Here is a 21,715-nt window from a genome sequence, read left to right as displayed (position 1 = left end):
CCTATCTCCGCATTCTAGGGTCAAGTGCATCACGAAGACCGTCGCCCAACAAGTTAAAACTTATCATAATTAAACTAATAACAACTGACGAAATCGACATCATATGCGGATAAATTCGCATTGTTTTAAAGCCATCATTTACAAGCGTTCCTAATGATGCAATCGGGGGACGCAGCCCAAGACCGATAAAACTTAAAAAGGCTTCCGTAAAGATAGCGGTAGGAACTGTGAACATAGTCGTAATAATAATGGCGCCTAATGTATTCGGAATTAAGTGCTTCCAAATCAGTCGATTATCACTTGCACCTAAGGTTTTCGATGCCAATACAAATTCCTGTCCTTTTAATTTCAGTATTTGCCCCCTTACAATCCTTGCCATTCCAACCCAACCGGTTATAATCATCGCTAAAGTAATCGATAATATCCCTGGATTAAGGACAAGAATTAATAAAATAACTACAATCAAATGGGGGATCCCAACAAGTATTTCAATAATACGCTGCATGATATTATCAATGCGACCTCCATAAAAAGCGGAAATACCGCCGTATGCAACACCGACAATAAAGTCGATGGCCGCTGCCAAAAAAGCAATATAGAGTGAAATTCGAGTACCCTGCCATATTCTCGTCCATAAGTCACGACCTAAGTGATCTGTACCAAACCAATGATAGTCTTTTATGCCTTTTTTCTCGTATTGGTCTATTCCACGAATATCATATCCACTGAATCCTATGAAGGGAACTTTCTCTATAACCGGGATTTTGGGAGGCAAGTTGGCCCGTGACAAATCTTGTTCATCGTACGAAAAAGGACTTAAAAATGGACCAACGATCGCTAATAAGATGATCGAGCAAATGATAATTAACCCGGCAAAAGCGCCTTTGTTTATTCGCAATCTGATCCATGCATCCTGCCAAAACGTGAGACTTTCCCGTATAATCGTTTCTTTATAGCTTGATTCAATTTTCGCTGGTTGGAACATTTCCTTATGTATGATGTAATTATCCTCCCTCATTACTCCCGATTACCTCCAGCTATGCGAATTCTTGGGTCGATAAGACAATACAGCACATCAACAATAAAGACAATCCCTATAAACAATGCGGCGTAAAATAATGTTGTCCCCATAATGACTGGATAATCATTGGTCATAATCGATAGTACAAATTGTTCTCCAAGACCTGGCACACCGAAAATTTTTTCGATCACTAAAGACCCTGTCATAATATTCACTGCAAGTGGTCCTAAGATTGTTATAACTGGTATTAATGCGTTTCGAATTGTATGTTTTAAGACAATCACGACTTGACTCATACCCTTTGCTTTAGCGGTAATAATATAATCTTGTCCGAGAACTTCAAGCATCTCCGTTCTCATAAACCGAGCCACTTGGGCGATAACAAAGACAGAAAGCGAAATGGTAGGGAGAATTGTATATTCATAACTTTCCCAAAATGCTGCAGGGAGCAACTTCCACCTAACACTTACCCAATACTGCAACAAACCAGCAAAAACAAAGGATGGTATTGATAACCCGATAACGGCAATGACCATCGCACCATAATCGATCATCGTGTTATGGCGAAGGGCGGAAAGAATTCCTAAAACTAATCCTATCAAAGTCCCGAATAGTAAAGCCTGACTGCCCAAAAAGGCGGAGACGGGAATTCGTTCTCCAATAATTTTCGCTACTGGTCGCCCGTCAAATTGAAAAGAGACACCGAGGTCCCCTTGAAATAAATTCTTTATATAAATGACATACTGAACAACGACAGGCTTGTCTAACCCATAACGTTGATTCATTAATTCTATTTGAGTTTCTGTCAGCTTTTCGTCATTGAATGGTGTACCCGGCAATGTTTGCATAAGAAAAAAGGTTAGGGTTGCGATAATTAAAAAAGTAATAAGCATATAAAAAAATCGGCCAAGTAAATAACGTACCACTTTAACACCCCCACGCCGCATGTTCTAAAAATCTTTGTTTTCTATATACGCCCATTTAAAGCTATAGTCCGGGCCAAATGGATGGACAATTAAATCTTTAACATAGTGTTTTTGCAACACTGCTCGCCCACGTTGGTATAATGGCGCTATTACAGCATCTTCTTTGAGAAGAATAACTTCAGCATCTTGAAGGCTTTCAAAGCGTGCATTTAAATCATCAAGATTATTCACAGCCTCCCGGATTATGTTGTCATAGACCGGACTCGCGTAATTCGTTTTATTATTACCGCCATTTGTGACCCATAGATCCATAAATGTTAGTGGATCTTGATAGTCGGGTCCCCATCCCCAAAACTGAATATCATAATCTATCGCATCATCAAGGGCTAAGCGTTGTTTGAATGGTTGCACATTAATGTTAATTGTTAGACCAGGCAGTGTTGTTTCTAATTGATTTTTAATATACTCTGCGATCATTTTCATTTCATCACGGTCATTTATTAATAAATCCCATGTCACGGTAGGGGACCCGGCCTCCTGCCAATAATGCTGTGCCTCCTCTACATTATAGGAAACGATATTGCCATATTTTTTTCGGAAATCCTCGCCTGTTGTCGGATTTTTTACAAATCCTGAAGGGAAGAAATAATCGGCAGGCAAGGAACCGTTATTTAATAAATTGGTAACAAAAGCTTCTTTATTGATTGCTCTTTGAATCGCTTTTCGCTGTTTGATCGGAATACGGTCTACATTGAACTTTAAGTACCACATTGTTGGTTCACTGTAAGTTAAGAAATCTGGATGGTCTTTATAGAGTTCCACTAATTCCGCACTTAAGCCAGCACGATCAGCCTGACCTGTTTCAAATAAATTTGTTTCCGCTGAAGAATCTTTAATAACTCGATAATTTATTTGGTCTAATTTAACTATGTCTCTATCCCAATACTCTGGATTTTTCTTAAAAGTCCATCCACTTGTACTCCAATTGGACATTAAAAAGGGGCCGTTATAAAGCATTTTATCTGCATAAAGGGCATAATCTGATCCTTTTTCTTTTACATACTCTTGTTTTTGCGGAAAAAATGTTGGAAAGGATGTTAAGCTAATGAAGTATGGTACAGGAATTTCAAGTGTCACTTCTAATGTCTTATTATCAAGGGCCTTCACACCTAATTCCTCAATCCTTCCAAATAGAGGATCACCCTTAGACATAATCGCCTCTGCATTTTTTATTGGTTTCATTAAATAGGCATAAGGAGAAAGGGTCTCGGGTGTTAACGCCTTTTTCCAAGCATAGATAAAGTCATGGGCCGTTACCTTAGAGCCATCACTCCAATTTGCATCCTCATTTAGGATAAACGTAAGTACGTGACCCTGTTTACTTTTTATAACTTCTTTTGCAACTCCTGGGACCGGTGTATTATCTGGACCTAAGCGAAATAATCCTTCAAAGACTTGATTCATTGCTGAAAACGATGCACTATCATCTGCCTGTGTAGTATCCATCGTTGGCAATTCCGCAGCCTCTAAAAGATTAAGAATCTGGCCTGTACTTGATGTTCTTGTTCTTTCGTTGCCCTTAAATCCACAGGCAGAAAACATTATAGAAAATATAAGTGATAAAATAAGCAATAAGAACCACTTACCTTTCATAATAACCTCCAATATGAACCTTTCCTTTTATTTGTAGCCTTTCCTTTAAATTTCAATTTCATTCTATTACTCTGTAAATAATAGCTTGATTTTTATGGATGGGTTTACTATAATAAAATTCAAATTTCAAAAATTAATATTGGTAATTGCAATGAGAAAGAAAAGTACATATTTGGCAGCTTACAGAGAGCTTGTGGTTGGTGGAAACAAGCAGTGAAAAAATATGGAATGGGCTTTTGAGCACATCCGGCAGCGTATTGAAGTGATTCTTACATAGAATAACAAGGGTGGCACCACGGTCCATTCGTCCCTTACCATAGCGGGACGAATGGACCTTTTTGTACTATCAGAATTTTTATCCTTTCTCCGACTTCCGCCATTATGGGCGGCAAGTCGTGTCTTTCTAATTTGGATTCATACTAAAATGATTGAAAATTCAAGGAGGAATAAAAAATGTCAATTATTTTTTCCGGCATTCAGCCTAGCGGTACAATCACATTAGGAAACTATCTTGGAGCATTGAAGCATTTCGTTGATTTACAGGAGAACAATCAATGTTATTTCTGTATTGTTGACGAACATGCAATAACCGTCCCTCAAGATCCAAAACAGCTTCAACAAAATATCCGCAGCCTCGCTGCACTATACATAGCTGTTGGTATCGATCCTCTAAAATCAACATTATTTATTCAGTCAGAAGTTCCAGCCCATGCACAGCTAGGCTGGGTTATGCAATGTATAAGCTATATCGGGGAACTGGAAAGAATGACCCAATTTAAGGATAAATCAGCAGGAAAGGATGCCGTTTCTGCAGGATTATTAACCTATCCACCATTAATGGTAGCGGACATTCTATTATACAAAACCGATATCGTACCAGTAGGGGAAGATCAAAAGCAGCACCTTGAATTAACACGTGATTTAGCTGAAAGGTTTAATAAGAAATACAATGAAATCTTTACAATACCTGAGGTAAGTATCCCAAAGGTAGGATCAAGAATCATGTCGCTACAGGATCCTACGAAAAAGATGAGTAAATCAGATCCAAATACCAAAGCCTTTATCTCTATGCTTGATGACGAAAAGCAAATTGAAAAGAAAATTAAAAGTGCCGTAACGGACTCTGAAGGCATTATTAAGTTTGATAAAGATAACAAAGCCGGCGTATCCAACCTATTAACGATTTATTCAATCTGCTCCAATCAGTCTATTGAAAATCTAGAGAAGCAATATGAAGGTAAAGGCTACGGAGAATTTAAAGCGGACGTTGCTGGGACAGTTATTAATACAATAAAACCAATTCAAGAGAGATATTATAGTCTGCTTGAATCAGAAAAGCTTGATGAATATTTAGACCTTGGGGCTGAAAAAGCTAACGCTGTAGCAGCAAAAATGATGAAAAAGGTAGAAAAAGCTATTGGTTTAGGCAGAAAAACAAGAAAATAAGAAAAGCGGAAGCGCCCGTTCAGCGCACGACAAAACTGGAGCACATCGACTGAGATAAAGGATATCCGGCGGCGAACGAAGGGATTCACCTTGTTGACTTATCGTAGGGAGGTGGGCGAAGTTTACTAGTCGCTGGGCGCTGAAGCTAGACATGGAAAAGCAAAAAGGGCTAAGACAACCCCATCGTCCTAGCCCTAATTTACTTTTGTACCTTTTTCTAATTCCCAAAGCTTTTCGAAAAAAGGTTGTCCTTTCACAAGCCGTTCACAAAGATGCTCATGTCTTAATGTCCAGCCATCCTTCGCTTCCTCATATAATTTGTTCCAAACATCGTCGAAATTTTGTTTTTGAATTTCTTGGTATTTGGTAGGATTCCATTCTGTATACCAATATCTAATTTCGGCTGGGTTCCCTGTTGAATGCAGCTGATCCAGTGCCATAAACAATAACTGTTTTAACTGTCTTTCCTTTCTTGTAAGCCCTTTCATCAATTTAGGGGAAGGTGACAGGATATGATATTCCTTCTTTGTCCTATCTTCAAAATTATAAATTGTAGGCTCAAGGCTCTCAACCATATCGTACACTAACTGCTCTTGTCTCGGAATAAGTCTGCTCTTTTTAATTGGTATATGGTAGCCCAAAGTATCGACCGCCAAAATTCCCACTCCATCTGTTACGATAAAACAATAGTCTAGCTGAATCCGTTCATGATTTTTGCGAACAAAGCTTTTTTGATACACATCCTCTAAAAGCTGCTGAGGCAGATCTGATAAATCATTTTCAATATAATGGAATAATACTGTTTCTACCTTTATCAGCGGTGTTTGGTCTAAAAGTTCAACGGTATCCTCTTTTCTCCATTCATGAAAATGACAAACATTATAACCATTCTCTTCTCCTTCAAACCAATTCACCCAAACATCGTGCAGATACAACATGTTTTACCCCTCACTTCACATCACATTGTTAAAAAACAGTATTGTCAGTTGAGAAGCAATTTATTCCAGTCAAAACAATTAATTCATTTTTTTCTATTTTTCTCATTTAAAGGTATATAAATACTGATTGTGATGAGCATAATGCCAATCATCAGGAGATAACACTCCATTCTTGTACTAATATATAATAGGTATTCGAGAAAGGACAATCCCATCGCCATGACATTCAGATAAGCAATAACAGTTACCCCACCTACAACTGCAAGTCCAAATCCTAATAAAAAAAGAAAAAGCCTAAATATCATAACTTATCCAATCCCCAATAAAATAGTAGTATCATTACCCCTTCCACCCTTCTTGCTTGTCCTTTTTACCATTTTTATGTAACACTAATAAAAATATGTAGGAGAAAATAAACATATTTTATGTTAATATTGTAAATAGGTGTCGAATCTAGTAATCTATAAGTCTGAGAGTATTTTTAAAAACATTCATTATTGTGTATATTTAAGGAGAGGTGAACATCGGGATGTCCTCGCGCATTGAGCGTAGAAAAAACATAGATCAACAAATACGAACGTCAAAAAGAAGAAGAAAAAAAAGTCCGTTTAAAATCGGTCTTATTCTATTAACATTTTTTATAGCTATGATTGGTTACGGAGTTTTCCAATATTATACAGCCTATATTTCCGCCTCCAATGATAATGATTTGCCAAGCACAAGTAAAAAGAATAATGAAGATGAATCTACCTTTAAAGGAGTAAAAGATTTAGAAAAAATAAATGTACTACTCCTTGGTGTAGACTCCCTGTCTTCAGAAGGACGGACTGATACAATCATGATAGCACAGTATGACCCAGAAACAGGTTCTGCTAAACTTGCATCAGTCATGAGAGATACTTATGTTTCAATCCCAGGATATAAAGATAATAAAATAAACCAAGCCTACGCCTATGGTGGGGCCGAATTAGTACGCAAAACTTTAAAAGAAAACTTTGATATAGATGTCCAATATTATGCTATCGTAAATTTTGATGGTTTTTCCAATGTTGTCGATGTATTATCACCAAATGGTGTAGATATTGACGTTGAAAAGAGAATGAAATACACAGATCGTGCAGGTGGTCTATATATTAACTTCCAACCTGGTTTACAAAAGCTTAACGGGAAGGAATTATTGGAGTATGCCCGCTTCCGTCATGATGCTGAAAGTGACTTCGGAAGGGTTCGTAGACAGCAGCAGGTTATTTCGGCTGTGAAAGATGAATTGATTAGCATTAACGGATTAACCAAATTACCTAAAATGATGGGAACCATTATCCCTTACATTGATACAAATATCGGTTCTAAAAAGATTCTAGCGTTAGGAACAAACTTTTTAATGAATCCAAAAGAGATCGAAACGATTCGTATACCTGTTGACGGCTCATTTGAAAACAAGAGCTATTCCCATGCAGGCTCAGTTTTAGCTATTGACCGCAAAGAAAACAAACAAGCTTTAAAGGACTTTTTCTCTTCTACACAACCACAGGTTGTTTCAGACGATGAAGTCAGCATGAGTGAAATTGCAGCAGATGTGCATTAAATAGAAAAGCGCAAGCGCCTTGCTCATCGCCTAGCAAACTGGAGGAGTCCTGAAGTTTGATAGGCGATGGAGCTAGACAATGATATACCTTCTTTACATTTTAAAAGCCACCCATTCGGGTGGCTTTTATTATTCGTATTTTTTGAAGACTAATGAAACGTTATGTCCGCCAAATCCTAGTGAGCTACTTAATACAGCGTTTACTGTCTGTTTTCTAGCCTGATTTGGAACATAGTCTAGGTCACATTCAGGATCTGGAGTTTCAAGATTCATGGTCGGAGGAATGATTCCATCGGTAATTGCTTTTACTGAAAAGATAGCTTCAACAGCACCAGCAGCTCCTAATAAGTGACCTGTCACCGACTTAGTTGAGCTTACTGCTAATTTATAAGCATGTTCACCGAATACCTCTTTAATTGCCATTGTTTCATATTTATCATTATAGTCAGTACTTGTACCATGGGCATTAATATAATTAATATCTTCCGGCTGCAAACCTGCATCCTGTAATGCCTGTTTCATCGCTCTTGCTCCGCCTTCACCACCTGGTGCCGGTGCAGTAATGTGGTAGGCATCACCAGTTGCTCCGTACCCAACAAGTTCAGCGTAAATCTTTGCGCCGCGGGCTAATGCTGTTTCTAATGATTCAAGAACGACTATGCCTGCTCCTTCTCCCATAACAAATCCATCACGATTTAAATCAAATGGACGACTTGCCGTTTTAGGGTCCGGATTTGTAGATAAAGCTTTTGCCATACAGAAACCAGCAAATGACATATTCGTAATTGGGGCTTCCGTTCCACCTGTGATCATAACGTCGGCATCCCCACGCTGTATGACCTTAAATGCATCACCGATTGAATTAGCACCAGAAGCACATGCAGTTGTTGTACATGCATTAATACCCTTTGCACCTAAGGCAATGGATACTTGCCCTGCAGCCATATCTGCAATCATCATTGGTACATAAAAAGGACTTACACGGCGGTACCCTTTTTCCAAGAAGTTTTTATGTTGTTCTTCATGGGTTTCCATTCCACCAATACCAGAGCCAATCCAAACCCCAACTCTTTCAGCATTCTCATCGGTAATTTCTAAATTAGCATCTTTAACAGCCATAAAAGCCGCTGCAAGTGCATATTGAGTGAAACGGTCCATTCTTCTTGCTTCTTTTTTATCCATAAAATCTTCAGGATTGAAGTTTTTCAGTTCAGCTGCTACTTTAGCAGGGAATAATTCTTTATCCACCCGTGTAACTTCATTGACGCCTGAGACTCCGTTGATTACATTGTTCCAAGTCGTATCTACATCAAGACCACATGGTGTAACCGCACCGAGTCCTGTTATTACAACTCGTCTTTTTTCCATAAACGCATGACACCTTTCATATTGAAATGTACAATTTATTATAATTCTATCATTGCTTACGAATTCCTGCTAAATTATTTGCCCCATCTCAAAGCAATAGCTCCCCAAGTTAAACCGCCGCCAAAACCGACCATAACAATGATATCATCATCTTTTATTTTTCCATTTTCAATTTCCTCAACTAATGCAATCGGAATAGAGGATGATGATGTATTGCCATATTTGTCTACTGTTTTTGACATTTTTTCTTCTGGTAGCTCTAGCCTTTGTCTAGATGCTTCCATAATTCGAATATTAGCTTGGTGTGGAACTAAAAAATCAACATCTTCCTTCGTTAAACCAGCTTTTTCGATTACATTGACAGCTGATTCACCCATTTGACGGACTGCAAATTTAAAGACTTCACGGCCATTCATAATAATGTACTCATCCTGATAAAGATGCTTTGCCCCAACGCCATCTGCACCTAACTCAAATGAAAGAATTCCTCTTCCTTCTGATACCGGCGCTATAACAGCCGCAGCAGCTCCATCACCGAACAATACTGCTGTATTGCGGTCAGTCCAATCGGTAATTTTTGAAAGCTTTTCAACACCAATTACAAGCACATTTTTGTATGTTCCTGTTTGAATAAATTGCTGAGCTGTTACCATCGCATACATGAAGCCAGCACATGCAGCTCCAATATCCATTGCTGCCGCTTTTTTCGCACCTAGCTTTTCTTGAACTAAGCATGAAACGGATGGGAAAGGAGAGTCAGGTGTAACGGTAGCCGTAATGATTAAATCGATATCCTCTGCCGTAATTCCAGCATTCGCGATTGCTTTTTCAGCAGCAAAAAAAGCCATATGTGAAGTATTGATTGTATCGTCAGCAATCCTTCTTTCTTTAATTCCTGTTCTTGTTTGAATCCACTCATCTGAAGTATCCATAATCTTCTCTAAGTCTGCATTTGTAACAATTTTCTCAGGAAGATAACGTCCAATACCAATTATACCAGCATTCATTAACAAAACCCCTTTGCATTCTCAAAATTTATGATCATGGTATATGATCAAATATTATGACTTGGTACTAATTTTATAACACTTACTAGTTCTTGTCTATAAAAAGAAATGTACAAAAGAGGTCGACTGTTAGGTCCACCCCTTCAAACAAACTTTTTACTCGGCTTTAGCTTCCGATGCTCCAAGCTCATACGCATCGTTCATGACCTTTAATAGGACATCGAGCATTGGCTGCATCATATCCATATTTACTTCCATCCCTTTTTCCTTAAGCATCATTTGTGCCTCAGGTAAATACTTCATCGCAATTTGCATAAATTTAAAATTTTTTTCTTGATCCATCATCTTTACCCCTTCATCTCATTATTTTCTACCGGGAAACTCCCCAGTTAATTTGTATAATTCAACAGCTTTATTAACTTCAACCTTCAGTTCATCAGGAACTTCCGGGCTAAAGTCTCCTAAAGAAATAACATCATCTCCAAAATCAAAGGTTTTAATTCCATGCTGAAACTTGCCGGCAATATATTGAGTGGCAATCAGTTTGTAAAGCCCTTCGACATGTTGAACCGTACTAGTTAGAACCGTTGATTCACCTAGATCTAATTGATCAGAGACATAACCAATTGCATAATGCCCGTCCTCTTTTACAGCTTCAATTACCGGAAGATTAAAGGAATCACCGGCAGGATAAAACACATCAACACCTGTCTTTTCCATTTCACTGTAGGCTTTTAAAGCTTTTTCCTTATTGCTCCAGCTCTTCGTATAATGAACATCAACAACCACATTCGGGTCTTGATATTCAGCTCCCTTAACAAACCCCTCAACCTCTGGCTGCCAATTAAAAGCTGAAATGACACCAATATGTTTTGTTTTACTCATTTCTGCTGCAACCATTCCACCAAAAAATCCCATTGCATGAGATTCAAATTTAATACTCGTCACATTTTCAGCTGTAAAGTTTCCGTTAAAATATACAAAATCCATATCAGGATAGTCGTTATGTAATTCTTCGAAAAAAGGACCATACTCACCCCCATGTCCGAATACAAGGTTAACGCCTTCCTCTTCAAATTCATCCAACGCTTCCTTTACTTCCATTCTCGTTTTCATACTTTCTTTATAATAAACATCAGCCTTTAATGCAGATTGTATCAATAATAGGCCTTTATACCCTTTATTCCCCCATATTGGTTCATTGATTGTATCCGGTAAAAGTAATCCTATCTTTGTTGTTGAAAGATTGGTAGCTGGTTGTCCACAAGCAGTGACTAATAGTATAAATGTTGCCAAAATTAAAAGAAGCTTTTTCAAAACAAGCCCCTCCCTATTATATCCATTTCATCTATGTATCCAACATTTCTATTTTACCCAACAGATACAAAGATGTAAAAGGATTTTAAATTAATCCTAATCCTTTTAGTTTTTGTAGATACTTATAATGCTCCTTTTGTCGTCTGATTCCTTCTTCTAGAGTTGTTTGTAAATGCCTATGATAGACTTCCTGATCCTTCGCATTCTTTACCTCAAGTTCACTTGACTCCTGTTTCGGATTTGAAGTTCCTTTAATAAGATTTACCCCTTCTTGCCACTGATTTTTTCTATTGCTGTTAATTTTTATTATTTTATTGACATCTAAATCTGCTGGTAATTCTAATAAAATTTCTACTAAGTCTTCAACAAAAATAGCATCCTCTCTAATTGGATCGATCGAAGGTGAATCCTTTCCCATAATTAATTGTTGAAACGTCATCGAATCAGGCTGCCACGGACCATAGACTGTCGGAAGCTGCACAATATGAAAAAAAAAGTTTTTGTTCAGTTTACTGTAATTTTTAATTTCATATTCTTCTTCCATTTTCATTTGACCTATTGGGTTACGTTGATTTAAGCTTTCGTAGGATGAAAGATAAACAAATTTACACATAATTTCATTGCAATAGTCCATTACCTTCGTAAGAATATCTTTCATTTTTGTCATTTTTTTATTTATATTGTTTTTATTAATATCTGAGTCATGTAAGCAATAATATAGGACATCACAACTCTCGGCCACTTCTTTTAAAATAAGATTTTCAACTGGATTATTAATATATATTAAATTACTATTCCTAGCAATTTCCAACAGCTTTTGCTCTTTAAGTTGGTCATGTTTTTCAGAAAAATGATCAATCCCAATAACTTCAAACTCTTCCTCCAAAAGACGTTTAGAAAGGGAAAAGCCGATAAATCCTAGTGAACCAATTACCATCGCTTTCTTCATGAAAAGCCCTCCAAGTCTATTTTACTTAATAACTATGCCGGACTGCTAATTTTAGAATAAAAAAAGAAAAGGACAGAACTTTGTCCGCCCTTCTCATAAAACCTGCTCATATCTTTTTAGGTAAGAAATAATGTTTGAAGTAATATGAAATCTTTTTTCAAATAAATGTATCGAAAGTTCTATTGGTGCTCCTTCTTGCTCACGGATTTTCTCAAAACTTCGGCTATGATCAGAAAATGAATATAGGACCCGATTTGTAGAGTGCCAAATTTTCACCGGAGTTTTAGATGTAAAATTACAAAGATCAAAATTGTTGATTATTTCTGATTCAACATATTTTTCTTCAATCTTATAAGAAAAGGCTAATTCTTTCAGTAATCTTTTATAAAATAATTTATTATTTTTTTCGGTATTTATAAAAGCTTTAAGATCTAGGCAAGGACTTAACATTGAGACAGATCGAAGTGATGGTTCCATTTCATTCATTAGTCTTAATGCAGTCAGAGCACCCATGCCCTCAGCGATTACGTGAATTTTGTCATTTAGAATTTCTCTACGGATTACTAAATGATAAAGCTGTTTTAACAGATGAACTGACTTTGGACTCCCCCAATGTCTGCCAAATAAATTAGAATAAAAAATCGTGTAACCTTTTTCCCTTAAATTTTCAAGCATTTGAAATCGTTCTGGATTTTGAATCCACAAGCTTGTCGTTTTGTCCACATAATGATTCTGATCACCGATAATTAAGATAGCAAAGCCATTGGGGCGTTCAGGAAGGTGAATTACGTTCCATTGATCATTAATTTTAAAAAAATGTTGATCGAGATTCATTGTTTTCCCCGCCTCTTTACTCTTGTACATACACTTCTAATGTATGACATAATTTAAAAAAAGCAAAGGTTATTTACCTATATTTTTAACTTAATATATGGTAAAATTAATTTCAAACGTGCTTAAAATCGAGGTGAATAAGTAATGCGTATATTTTGGACTGTATTCTGGACATTTTTATTAAGCCAAATGCTTGTATATGTAGTAAGCAGTATGACGGGTGGTACATATAATTTCATGCAAGGTGTTTTCCTTTGCGCAGTATTTTCAATTATCGTTATTTTCCTTGGTGAAGCAGGCGTACCAAACGAACCACAAGAACATCACTAAAAGGAAGAGGCTGAATCACGGATTCAGCCTCTTTTTATTCTATTCGGTGACCTTTATCTTTAAGTCGCCGTTTTCAACATCAATGACAACATTGGAACCGTCTATTATATTACCTGCAATAATTTCCCTAGCTACTTTTGTTTCAATAAAACGTTGAATAAAACGTTTCAATGGTCGTGCGCCGTATACTGGGTCAAAGCCTTCATTAGCAATAAACAATTTAGTTTCCTCCGTTAGCGACAATTTAATTTGACGATCCTGAAGGCGTGCTTGTAATTCATTAACAAGTTTACCGACAATACCAGAGATTTCTTTTACAGTTAAAGGCTTAAACAAAATCGTATCATCTACCCGGTTTAAGAATTCAGGACGGAAATGGTGGCGCAGTTGAGCCAATACTTTTTCACGAACTGGCTCCTGAATTTGTCCACTATCGGTTAATCCTTCTAGTAAATGGGCAGATCCAATATTCGATGTCATGATAATGACTGTATTTTTAAAATCAACTACACGACCTTTTGAATCCGTAATCCTACCGTCATCAAGCATTTGCAGAAGGATATTGAATACTTCTGGATGGGCTTTTTCAATTTCATCTAATAAAATAACGGAATACGGTTTTCTTCTAACGGCTTCTGTTAATTGTCCCCCTTCTTCGTAGCCAACATATCCTGGAGGGGCCCCAATCAATCTTGATACAGCGTGCTTTTCCATATATTCGGACATATCGATCCGAATCATATGCTCTTCACTATCAAACAAGCTTTCTGCCAGTGCTTTGGCTAGCTCCGTTTTACCAACCCCTGTCGGTCCTAGAAAAATGAAAGAACCGATTGGACGGTTAGGGTCTTTCACACCTGCACGAGCCCTAATGACAGCATCCGCAACAAGCTGTACAGCCTCATCCTGGCCGATAACCCGTTCATGGAGTATTTGATCCAAACGAAGAAGTTTTTCACGCTCTCCTTCCACCAGTCTCGATACTGGAATCCCTGTCCAACGGCCGACAATCTCTGCGACTTCCTCTTCTGTTACTTCTTCCCGAAGAAGTCGGCCTTCTTTTTCTGACATCATTAATTGTTGTTCTTTTTCTTTTAATTGCTTTTCAAGTGCAGGGATTTTTCCATGTCTTAGCTCTGCCGCTTTATTTAAATCATACTTTGCTTCCGCATCTTCAAGTGAACGTCTTAATGCTTCGAGCTGTTCCCTTAACTGTTGAATCATTTGTAGCTCTTTTTTCTCTTCATCCCATTTCGCTTTCATCACATGGGCAGTTTCTTTGAAATTTGCTAATTCTTTTCTTAAAGCCTCTAACCGCTCTTGGCTTGCTTGATCCTTTTCTTTACTTAGGGCGGCTTCCTCGATTTCCAACTGCATGATCTTACGTGTCACTTCATCTAATTCAGAAGGCATCGAATCAATTTCTGTTCGAATCGTTGCACATGCTTCATCAATCAGATCAATAGCTTTATCAGGCAAAAATCGTTCCGTAATATAACGGTCTGACAGCACAGCTGCTGTTACAAGGGCACGGTCATGGATGTTAACCCCATGGTGAATTTCAAATCTTTCTTTTAATCCTCGTAAGATTGAAATCGTATCTTCAACTGTTGGTTCTTCTACAAGCACCTGTTGAAATCTTCTTTCAAGCGCGGGATCCTTTTCAATATATTTTCGATGTTCATCCAATGTCGTGGCACCAATACAGTGCAGTTCCCCACGAGCAAGCATTGGCTTTAACATATTGCCGGCATCCATCGCACCTTCTGATTTACCAGCTCCTACAATTGTATGAAGCTCATCGATAAATAATAAAATTCTGCCATTGCTCTTTTTAACCTCATTTAAGACTGCCTTTAATCGTTCTTCAAATTCACCACGATATTTGGCGCCAGCTACAAGGGAGCTCATATCTAATGAAAAAATCGTTTTATCCTTTAATCCTTCGGGTACGTCTTTGCGAACGATCCTTTGCGCAAGGCCTTCAACTATTGCTGTTTTACCTACCCCCGGCTCCCCAATTAGGACTGGGTTATTTTTTGTCTTCCTTGATAAAATCCGAATAACCCGTCTTATTTCAGCATCACGGCCAATGACTGGGTCGATTTTTCCCTTTTTAACATCTTCAACTAAGTCACGTCCATATTTTTTAAGAGCATCGTAAGTGACTTCCGGAGTCGGACTTGTTACCCGTTGATTTCCTCGTACCTCCGTAAGCACCTTTAATAAGGAAGCACGATCAAAGCCGATTTGTTGAAAGATTTTTGCTATTTCTGTCGTTTGTTTTTCGTCAGTCATAGCCAATATTAAATGTTCAACAGAAATATACTCATCTTTCAAGCGGCTCGCTTCATCTTCAGCACGGACTAATAATGACTGCAATCTTTGTGTAATATAAACAGCACCTGATTCAACTCCTGAACCAGATACCTTTGGCAGCTTATTTAAAGCTTCCTCGACTAATTTTTGGACGGTTCCCGGGTTAATATTTAATTTTTGTAAAATGCTAGTAGTGATCCCATCCTCTTGGGTAAGGAGTGAAGAAAATACATGTTCAACGTCTACTTGCTGGTGTCCTTTTCTCACAGCCAACGACTGGGAGTTGACTAAGGCTTCTTGTGTTTTCTCAGTCATTTTATTCATATCCATATTAATCCCTCTCACCTTTCGAATAATTTGACCAACTTTGACCTATTTATATTATAGGGCATTTTCAGTGAAAAATTCAACTAAATAAGCGATTTAACAAAAAAAATCCGCCCTATGAACTTCAGGCGGATAGTGTTTCTTATTTAAACTTACTCTTATACGTCCAGACACGGTTATGGTTTGAATTCTCTGGGAAACGCTCCCCGACTTCAAGCCTTATTGATTGCGGTTTTTGGACCATTGATCCAGTTTCACCGATTTCAACATAAATTCCATTATTCGGTGCTTTCTGACCGGCGCGAAATTGACGTGGTTGCCCCATTATAAAAACCTCCTTGAATTTAAGGTTCACTACTATTATGTCCGGTTTCTTTAAACTCATTAATGGATAAAGGTGGAGAAAATACAAAAAGGACTTCTCAACTAATTGAGAAAGCCCTTCGTATAAAACATTATTTATTAAGCAACCCTAAAATTAACGCTTTTTGTACATGAAGTCGGTTGCCGGCCTCTTGAACTACAACAGAATGTGGGCCATCAATAATATCAGCTGTTACTTCTTCACCGCGATGTGCAGGTAAACAATGCATAAAGGAATAATCATCCTTAGCATATTGCATTAATTTAGCATTCACTTGGTATGGTTGTAAAGTCTGTATTCTTTCAGCAGCCTCGTCTTCAAAGCCCATACTTGTCCAAACATCAGTATAGATGAAATCAGCGCCTTTAACAGCTTCAATTGGATCATTGACTACTTCGATCGTTGCACCCGTTTCCTCAGCAAACTTTTTGGCAATCTCAACAACTTCAGCTTTTGGTTGATAGGCATCAGGACAAGCGACGATGCAATCCACGCCAACTTTAGCGGAGCCTATCATTAACGAGTGTGCTACATTATTGCCATCGCCAACATATACAAGCTTTTGCCCTTTTAAGCTTCCTTTAATTTCATAAATTGTCATTAAGTCTGCTAAGGCCTGACATGGATGATAATCATCTGTTAGGGCATTAATAACAGGGATCGTTGCATGTTTTGCTAATTCAACAACACGTTCATGCTCAAAAGTACGAATCATAATAATATCGATGTACTCAGACAGAACTTGTGCCGTATCGGAAATAGGCTCTCCTCTTCCCAACTGTGTATCTTTACTGCTTAAGAAGATGGAATGGCCGCCTAATTGAGTCATTCCTGCTTCGAAGGAAACACGAGTACGGGTTGATGATTTTTCAAAAATCATTCCCATCGTTTTTCCTTTTAATACGTCTAAGTGTTGACCTGCTTTGTGCAGCTTTTTTAACTCAATGGCTGTTTTAATTATATCTACGATTTCGTCTTGGGTTAAATCAATTAATGTTAACAAATCATCTACGTGCAATTTCGGTGCTGCAATCATTGTTGTGCTCATTTAAACCACTTCCTTCTCAATATTTTTTTTCGTTAGCCAATCTTGAATCGAATTAACACTAAAGCTACTTTCTCTAATACCTAGTAAAAATCCTTCTACTGTTTCCCATTCTGTAAAAACATGGAGACGATATTTTAACGCTAGTTGACGTTTTTCAATTTCTTGTTCCGTTTTCTTTTTAGATAAACTAATTAATGCTAATGCTTTGGGATTTTGCACCCATTTTTCATAATCTTTATTTTTTGCAACTGTTAAGCCTGCTTTATTAATTAAGCTGCTAATAGCTTCGATAAAATCGTTGTCTAAGTCACTGTCATCAATGAAGATTTCATTTTTATTGTGCGCTTTTTGTTCATTCCAGTGGAATACTTTATAAAATGCCTCTTGCTTTGTTTCGGCAATCGCAATCCCTTCGCCGGTTGATTTCATTTCCGGGCCTAATACCGGATCTAAGCCGGCAAGCTTGATCGTTGAGAATACAGGATACTTAATCGTGATATAAGGACGATCAGGTAAAAGACCTTTTTGGTCTGAAATATCAGTTAAATATTTCCCAAGCAATAATTTTGTCGCAATTTGTATTGCAGGTACGCCTGTTACCTTACTTAAGATTGGCACCGTTCTACTTGCACGCGGATTTACCTCTAACACATAAACCTTTGCCTCAGAAAGGACAAATTGAATATTCATGATGCCTTTAAAATTCAGTTCCTTCGCAATTCGCTTTGAATACTCAGCCATTAGCCCTTTTTCATGATCCGAAATTGATATGGAAGGTAAAATCGCTGTACTATCTCCTGAATGGACGCCAGCCTTTTCGACATGCTCAATGATGGTAGGTATTAAAATTTCTTCTCCGTCCGTTAGGACATCCACTTCGGCTTCTTTGCCAGCAACATAAGCATCTAAAAGAATTGGGAATACTTGTTCAGTTTGACCTGTTATTAATTGATCTAATTCCTGTTCATTCTTAAGAATAATCATCCCTTTACCGCCAATTACATAGGATGGTCTTAAAAGGATCGGGAATCCAATCAACGCAGCCTTTGCTTTTAAATCATCTATATTTTCGGCAATTTCACCTGGTATATGTGGAACATCCACTTTACGTAAAAGCTGATAAAAACGATCACGATCTTCCAGTTGATCAATTATATCTTCACTCGTTCCAAGAAGGTTTACACCGGCTTGTTCCAACTGAGAAACTAGATTAATGGCGGTCTGTCCGCCAAATTGAACGATTACATCGTTAGTGCCTTCCACTTCAAGCACATTTAGGACATCCTCCAGTGTTAATGGTTCAAAATATAAGCGGTCTGCCATTTCATAGTCTGTGCTGACAGTTTCTGGATTATTATTAATCATAATTGTTTCATAGCCTTCTTCTTGGAGGGCTAAAACACCGTGAACAGAACTGTAATCAAATTCTATGCCTTGACCAATACGAATTGGTCCGGAGCCGATAATACATACTTTTTTCTTGTCGCTTTGTTCAACCTCGCACTCACCGAAATAGCTTGAATAATAGTATGGCGTGTTAGCTTCAAATTCAGCCGCACATGTATCTACCATTTTATAAGCTGCAAAAATGTTAAAACCTTTTCTTAAATCACGAATGTCTGCTTCAGAAACATTCCAAGCTGTTGCCAAATACGAATCTGAGAATCCATATTTTTTTACTTTTTTCATAAACTCTTCTGTTACTTTATCAACTGTATAAGAATCAATTTCCTGCTCCATTTGAATTAAACGCTTAAATGCGCTTAAGAAAAATGAATTAATTTTTGTTTCTTGTTCAATACTTTTTATATCTATGCCTCTTCTAATTAACTCTAAAATAGCGAAGAAGCGGCGATCATCTGCGTTTTTAACAATCGACATAAGCACTTCTTCGTTTAGCTTTTCGATCGATGCATGCTTTAAACCAACAGTGCCTAATTCTAATGAACGGACCCCTTTTTGTAACGCACTTTCTAAATTCCGATCAATTGCCATTACTTCTCCGGTTGCCTTCATTTGCGTCCCCAACACCCGATTTGCAGCTGGGAATTTGTCAAACGGCCAGCAAGGAAATTTAATGACAACATAGTCTAAGGCTGGTTCGAAGCTGGCATAGGTATGTCCTGTAACAGGGTTTAATAACTCATCTAATGTGTAACCGAGGCTTAATTTCGCAGCGATACGGGCAATTGGATATCCGGTTGCTTTGGAAGCAAGCGCTGAAGAACGGCTTACACGAGGATTTACTTCAATTAAGTAATAATCTTTACTTACCGGGTCTAATGCGAATTGAATATTGCATCCGCCGATTATCCCTAATGCACGAATGATTTTAACAGATGCTGCACGCAGCATTTGAAACTCAACATCTGTTAATGTCTGTGATGGAGCAACAACAATTGAATCACCTGTATGGATTCCAACTGGGTCGATATTTTCCATATTACAAATCGTGATACATGTATCACTTGAATCGCGCATAACCTCATATTCTATTTCCTTAAAGCCGGCAATGCTTTTTTCAATTAAACATTGTGTAATTGGACTGGCATCAAGGCCGCTTCTAACAAGATCGATGAAAGCGTCATGATCATTGGCAATCCCGCCTCCAAAGCCTCCCAATGTATAAGCTGGCCTTACGATAATTGGAAAACCAACCTTTTCAGCAAAATGAAGGGCTGATTCAATATCTTCGACGATTTCACTTTCAGGAACAGGTTCATTAAGTTCGTGCATAAGCTCACGGAAGGCCTCACGGTCCTCCCCTTTTTTAATGGACTCAATCGGAGTTCCTAATAGTTTTACACCGTATTTTTCTAATACACCTTTTTCATGAAGAGAAAAAGCTAGGTTTAAGCCTGTTTGACCACCGAGTGTCGCTAATATGCCATCCGGTTTTTCTTTAACAACTATTTTCTCAATGCTCTCCACTGTAAGAGGTTCGAAATAAACAGCATCGGCGTTTGCTTCATCTGTCATGATGGTTGCAGGATTGTTATTCACGAGAATCACTCGGCAACCTTCCTCTTTTAAAGCTAAACACGCCTGTGTACCTGCATAGTCAAACTCTGCTGCCTGCCCGATTACAATGGGACCTGATCCGATTACTAGTACTGTCTGGATGTCATTTGATTTAGGCATAAACTTTTTCTCTCCTTACACTATTCATCAAGCTAACAAAATCTGTAAATAACCAAGAACTGTCGCTCGGTCCCGGATGTGCCTCTGGATGGAATTGAACTGAGATAATTGGCAGACTCTCATGAGTCATCCCTTCCACTGACTTATCATTTACATTTAAATATGTTGCTGAAAAACCGGTTCCTGTTAAACTGCTGTCATCAACAATAAATGTGTGATTTTGTGATGTCATAAACACTTTTTTCTTTACTAAATCTATAACAGGCTGATTCGCTCCACGATGACCAAACTTCAATTTTTTGGTATTAGCCCCAAATGCAAGGCCAAGTAATTGGTGTCCTAAGCAAATGGCTAATATTGGATATTTTAAAGCTAACTTTTTAATAACAGGTAAATAGAATGTCAGTTGCATTGGATCTCCAGGTCCATTTGACAACATGATTCCATCCGGTTTTAAGGATTTAATTGTTTCATATGAAGTATTGTATGGAACAACAGTTACTTTACAACCAACATGGCTAAGAGAAGTAACAATTGATTTTTTATAACCGAAATCGATCAATACAACATGATATAAGCCAGTGCCATACGTTTCAATTTTTGTCGTTGAAACTCCATTAGTTAACATTTTCTCTTCAATTGGAGTATAGTGATCAAGAGTTGCCTGCTCTGGGTCCACGACCATCTGCCCACCCATTACACCTGTTGTACGAATCCTTTTTACAACAGCTCTTGTATCAACATTTGCTAACAGAGGGATATTCCACTTTTGTAAATACGCACTAAACGTACTAACTGCCTCATAATGATGACTTTCTAAACTACATTCACTGACAATAACCCCAGAAACGTGTGGAATCACGCTTTCAAAGTCAATTTCATTTATCCCATAATTTCCGATTAACGGATAAGTAAATACAACGATTTGTCCTTTAAAGGAAGGATCTGTTAAGACCTCTTGATAACCAGTCATTCCAGTGAAAAATACTACCTCACCTTCAAGCGGTTCAGCTGGTATTTGACCAACCCAGTTCCCTTCGAATTGATCCCCGTTTTCCAAAACTAGATAACCTTTCAAACTTCCGCACCCCCCATGGCGTATATTTATTACATACAAGGTATTTTTATTCATTATTAGCGAA

The 21,715-nt window shown here is 37.8% G+C and carries 19 protein-coding genes and 1 other annotated feature; of the genes, 3 read left to right on the top strand and 16 right to left on the bottom strand.

Annotated features, from left to right (window positions below; translation table 11 throughout):
• Position 1: 1 nt before the first annotated feature.
• From opp3C to BAZO_RS16680, 3 genes are read right to left on the bottom strand one after another with little or no spacing between them, the layout of a single operon-like run.
• The gene (gene opp3C / locus BAZO_RS16690) at positions 2–1,018 is read right to left on the bottom strand and encodes an oligopeptide ABC transporter permease (RefSeq protein ID WP_004431851.1); all 1,017 of its coding nucleotides are present in this window, start codon (positions 1,016–1,018) and stop codon (positions 2–4) included.
• Positions 1,018–1,947: an oligopeptide ABC transporter permease gene (opp3b, locus tag BAZO_RS16685; protein WP_004431848.1), complete on the bottom strand. Its 930-nt coding sequence runs from the start codon at positions 1,945–1,947 to the stop codon at positions 1,018–1,020. The genes opp3C and opp3b overlap by 1 nt, the downstream gene beginning before the upstream one ends.
• A 24-nt stretch (positions 1,948–1,971) precedes the next feature.
• On the bottom strand, positions 1,972–3,600 hold the full coding sequence (locus tag BAZO_RS16680; protein WP_004431845.1) for a peptide ABC transporter substrate-binding protein: 1,629 nt from the start codon (positions 3,598–3,600) through the stop codon (positions 1,972–1,974).
• Between the two features lie 142 nt (positions 3,601–3,742).
• Positions 3,743–3,915: a binding site (T-box leader), on the top strand.
• 138 nt (positions 3,916–4,053) lie between these two features.
• Here BAZO_RS16680 and trpS point away from each other — a divergent pair.
• Positions 4,054–5,046, top strand: a complete 993-nt coding sequence (trpS, locus tag BAZO_RS16675; RefSeq protein ID WP_004431843.1) for a tryptophan--tRNA ligase — start codon at positions 4,054–4,056, stop codon at positions 5,044–5,046.
• Between the two features lie 194 nt (positions 5,047–5,240).
• Here trpS and BAZO_RS16670 read toward each other — a convergent pair whose 3' ends face one another.
• Together BAZO_RS16670 and BAZO_RS16665 are read right to left on the bottom strand one after the other, a co-directional pair.
• Positions 5,241–5,984 carry a YjbA family protein gene (locus BAZO_RS16670; protein WP_004431841.1) on the bottom strand — a complete coding sequence of 248 codons (744 nt, stop codon included), beginning with the start codon at positions 5,982–5,984 and terminating at the stop codon, positions 5,241–5,243.
• Between the two features lie 83 nt (positions 5,985–6,067).
• On the bottom strand, positions 6,068–6,289 hold the full coding sequence (locus tag BAZO_RS16665; RefSeq protein WP_004431838.1) for a YuzI family membrane protein: 222 nt from the start codon (positions 6,287–6,289) through the stop codon (positions 6,068–6,070).
• Positions 6,290–6,513: 224 nt separating this feature from the next.
• Between BAZO_RS16665 and BAZO_RS16660 the strand changes: the two genes are divergently transcribed.
• The gene (locus tag BAZO_RS16660) at positions 6,514–7,569 is read left to right on the top strand and encodes an LCP family protein (RefSeq protein ID WP_004431831.1); all 1,056 of its coding nucleotides are present in this window, start codon (positions 6,514–6,516) and stop codon (positions 7,567–7,569) included.
• A 129-nt stretch (positions 7,570–7,698) separates the two neighbouring features.
• Here BAZO_RS16660 and fabF read toward each other — a convergent pair whose 3' ends face one another.
• The 6 genes from fabF to BAZO_RS16630 all read right to left on the bottom strand — a co-directional run bounded on the left by fabF (position 7,699) and on the right by BAZO_RS16630 (position 13,044).
• Positions 7,699–8,937, bottom strand: coding sequence for a beta-ketoacyl-ACP synthase II (gene fabF / locus BAZO_RS16655; RefSeq protein ID WP_004431830.1), 1,239 nt, complete (start codon positions 8,935–8,937; stop codon positions 7,699–7,701).
• Positions 8,938–9,011: 74 nt separating this feature from the next.
• Complete coding sequence (locus tag BAZO_RS16650) at positions 9,012–9,944, bottom strand: beta-ketoacyl-ACP synthase III (protein ID WP_004431828.1); 933 nt, start codon at positions 9,942–9,944, stop codon at positions 9,012–9,014.
• 156 nt (positions 9,945–10,100) lie between these two features.
• Positions 10,101–10,286, bottom strand: coding sequence for a ComZ family protein (locus BAZO_RS16645; protein ID WP_004431826.1), 186 nt, complete (start codon positions 10,284–10,286; stop codon positions 10,101–10,103).
• Positions 10,287–10,307: 21 nt separating this feature from the next.
• Positions 10,308–11,261: a BMP family ABC transporter substrate-binding protein gene (locus BAZO_RS16640; protein ID WP_004431824.1), complete on the bottom strand. Its 954-nt coding sequence runs from the start codon at positions 11,259–11,261 to the stop codon at positions 10,308–10,310.
• 85 nt (positions 11,262–11,346) lie between these two features.
• Positions 11,347–12,210, bottom strand: a complete 864-nt coding sequence (locus tag BAZO_RS16635) for an NAD-dependent epimerase/dehydratase family protein (RefSeq protein WP_004431823.1) — start codon at positions 12,208–12,210, stop codon at positions 11,347–11,349.
• A gap of 93 nt (positions 12,211–12,303) precedes the next feature.
• Positions 12,304–13,044: an alpha/beta hydrolase gene (locus tag BAZO_RS16630; protein ID WP_004431821.1), complete on the bottom strand. Its 741-nt coding sequence runs from the start codon at positions 13,042–13,044 to the stop codon at positions 12,304–12,306.
• Between the two features lie 144 nt (positions 13,045–13,188).
• On the opposite strand from BAZO_RS16630, the gene BAZO_RS16625 reads away from it, so the two are divergent.
• Complete coding sequence (locus BAZO_RS16625; RefSeq protein ID WP_004431817.1) at positions 13,189–13,374, top strand: YjzD family protein; 186 nt, start codon at positions 13,189–13,191, stop codon at positions 13,372–13,374.
• A 39-nt stretch (positions 13,375–13,413) separates the two neighbouring features.
• Here the strand turns inward: BAZO_RS16625 and clpB are convergent, their stop codons facing one another.
• The 5 genes from clpB to BAZO_RS16600 form a co-directional block, all read right to left on the bottom strand.
• The gene (gene clpB, locus BAZO_RS16620; protein WP_004431814.1) at positions 13,414–16,023 is read right to left on the bottom strand and encodes an ATP-dependent chaperone ClpB; all 2,610 of its coding nucleotides are present in this window, start codon (positions 16,021–16,023) and stop codon (positions 13,414–13,416) included.
• A 139-nt stretch (positions 16,024–16,162) separates the two neighbouring features.
• Positions 16,163–16,345, bottom strand: a complete 183-nt coding sequence (locus BAZO_RS16615; RefSeq protein ID WP_004431810.1) for a YjzC family protein — start codon at positions 16,343–16,345, stop codon at positions 16,163–16,165.
• Between the two features lie 130 nt (positions 16,346–16,475).
• Positions 16,476–17,432, bottom strand: a complete 957-nt coding sequence (gene argF / locus BAZO_RS16610) for an ornithine carbamoyltransferase (protein WP_004431808.1) — start codon at positions 17,430–17,432, stop codon at positions 16,476–16,478.
• The gene (locus BAZO_RS16605) at positions 17,433–20,573 is read right to left on the bottom strand and encodes a carbamoyl phosphate synthase large subunit (protein WP_004431806.1); all 3,141 of its coding nucleotides are present in this window, start codon (positions 20,571–20,573) and stop codon (positions 17,433–17,435) included.
• Positions 20,566–21,651, bottom strand: a complete 1,086-nt coding sequence (locus tag BAZO_RS16600; RefSeq protein ID WP_004431804.1) for a carbamoyl phosphate synthase small subunit — start codon at positions 21,649–21,651, stop codon at positions 20,566–20,568. Before BAZO_RS16600 ends, BAZO_RS16605 begins: the two co-directional genes overlap by 8 nt.
• Positions 21,652–21,715: the final 64 nt, after the last annotated feature.

The organism is Schinkia azotoformans LMG 9581 (genome assembly GCF_000307855.1).
GTDB classification, from domain to species: domain Bacteria; phylum Bacillota; class Bacilli; order Bacillales; family Bacillaceae_J; genus Schinkia; species Schinkia azotoformans.
The sequence above is the reverse complement of the archived record's forward strand: the minus strand, read 5'-3'. Positions and strand labels throughout refer to the sequence as shown.

Bases quoted from the DNA above. Each gene is read 5' to 3' on its own strand.
- opp3C (WP_004431851.1), bottom strand. From the start codon at position 1,018: ATGAGGGAGGATAATTACATCATACATAAGGAAATGTTCCAACCAGCG.
- BAZO_RS16680 (WP_004431845.1), bottom strand. From the start codon at position 3,600: ATGAAAGGTAAGTGGTTCTTATTGCTTATTTTATCACTTATATTTTCT.
- trpS (WP_004431843.1), top strand. From the start codon at position 4,054: ATGTCAATTATTTTTTCCGGCATTCAGCCTAGCGGTACAATCACATTA.
- BAZO_RS16670 (WP_004431841.1), bottom strand. From the start codon at position 5,984: ATGTTGTATCTGCACGATGTTTGGGTGAATTGGTTTGAAGGAGAAGAG.
- BAZO_RS16665 (WP_004431838.1), bottom strand. From the start codon at position 6,289: ATGATATTTAGGCTTTTTCTTTTTTTATTAGGATTTGGACTTGCAGTT.
- BAZO_RS16660 (WP_004431831.1), top strand. From the start codon at position 6,514: ATGTCCTCGCGCATTGAGCGTAGAAAAAACATAGATCAACAAATACGA.
- fabF (WP_004431830.1), bottom strand. From the start codon at position 8,937: ATGGAAAAAAGACGAGTTGTAATAACAGGACTCGGTGCGGTTACACCA.
- BAZO_RS16650 (WP_004431828.1), bottom strand. From the start codon at position 9,944: ATGAATGCTGGTATAATTGGTATTGGACGTTATCTTCCTGAGAAAATT.
- BAZO_RS16645 (WP_004431826.1), bottom strand. From the start codon at position 10,286: ATGGATCAAGAAAAAAATTTTAAATTTATGCAAATTGCGATGAAGTAT.
- BAZO_RS16635 (WP_004431823.1), bottom strand. From the start codon at position 12,210: ATGAAGAAAGCGATGGTAATTGGTTCACTAGGATTTATCGGCTTTTCC.
- BAZO_RS16630 (WP_004431821.1), bottom strand. From the start codon at position 13,044: ATGAATCTCGATCAACATTTTTTTAAAATTAATGATCAATGGAACGTA.
- BAZO_RS16625 (WP_004431817.1), top strand. From the start codon at position 13,189: ATGCGTATATTTTGGACTGTATTCTGGACATTTTTATTAAGCCAAATG.
- clpB (WP_004431814.1), bottom strand. From the start codon at position 16,023: ATGGATATGAATAAAATGACTGAGAAAACACAAGAAGCCTTAGTCAAC.
- BAZO_RS16615 (WP_004431810.1), bottom strand. From the start codon at position 16,345: ATGGGGCAACCACGTCAATTTCGCGCCGGTCAGAAAGCACCGAATAAT.
- argF (WP_004431808.1), bottom strand. From the start codon at position 17,432: ATGAGCACAACAATGATTGCAGCACCGAAATTGCACGTAGATGATTTG.
- BAZO_RS16605 (WP_004431806.1), bottom strand. From the start codon at position 20,573: ATGCCTAAATCAAATGACATCCAGACAGTACTAGTAATCGGATCAGGT.